The following is a 937-nucleotide window of genomic DNA, read 5'->3' on the forward strand; positions in this document are numbered from 1 at the left end:
CCGGTAACGATCAGGTGCAACGCTGACTCATTCCAATTCTCTTGCATAGGTGTCCACCTCCATAAGTGGACACCTATGTTCCTCTTCTTTAAGTTCTTGCGCTATGTGCGGGGAAATTCGCGCTTACGATGCAAGGCCGTAACCCTCAAAAGTAGGACGCATCGAGATGTGCCGCAAAACCATGCTTATCGCGTATCAGATGTTCCCGATAATGGTGTAAGCGGACTGCAGACAGCGTTTCTGTTAAAGGGATACTTTTTGAAACTCTACTTTTGATCAAGCGCACCGTTGTCGCAAAATTGCAGTCCTCTTGAAGTAATTTGATCTCATAATGGAGGGGGGCGGTAATACTACCCAGGCATGAATGGTGAACTGATGGCGCTCTTTTACCACGTGAGCCGATATGCGAAATTCTGTAATGTATCTGATCTGTAAATGATTACGCGTTGGCTCAAGCTAATTGATCACAAAACATAGGTAGCACCCAGATGCAGGCTAGTCGATAACTCGGCATATTCAGCTGAACGACGTTCCATGCGGCGCATCGCGATGCGTACCACTTGTGCGGGTTACAGCCTTAAAAGAGATTCGGTTGACATTGGGGGAGTGATTGGTACGCCTAAGTTGATGTTAGCCAGCCCGCCAATTTCTGAAGAGGCTTATACCCAGAAGATGACTATTTCAATCGCACAAGCGAAAGAAAAATTACAGCTTAACGAAGGAGATATTCAAATGTGGTTTCCGGATACCCCAATATCAGCAATGGATCTACCTGTTATGTATTTAGCTGCTAATAAATTGTTGACAAATACTAGGGCATGTCCTCATTTCATAGAATCAGCCAGCAAGTAGACATTTTTGCTGATTTGCAGGATTCTTCCATCCTGGATAAAAGGGAGATGGAATGGTTCGGCGCGTATTAAACGATGATATCTGG

1 protein-coding gene is annotated in these 937 nt (G+C 45.0%); it reads left to right on the top strand.

The genetic code is table 11. The features are described from left to right. Positions 1 to 549: 549 nt before the first annotated feature. Entirely contained in the window at positions 550 to 852 is a 303-nt protein-coding gene (locus H8K47_RS17970) for a hypothetical protein (protein ID WP_186882723.1), read from the top strand. The last annotated feature ends 85 nt before the right edge of the window (positions 853 to 937 follow it).

It is taken from the genome of Cognatundibacterium rugosum, assembly GCF_014284365.1.
Classification (GTDB): domain Bacteria; phylum Pseudomonadota; class Gammaproteobacteria; order Burkholderiales; family Burkholderiaceae_D; genus Undibacterium; species Undibacterium rugosum.

Coding starts and splice junctions, on each gene's coding strand:
- H8K47_RS17970 (WP_186882723.1), top strand. CDS start 550: ATGCGTACCACTTGTGCGGGTTACAGCCTTAAAAGAGATTCGGTTGAC.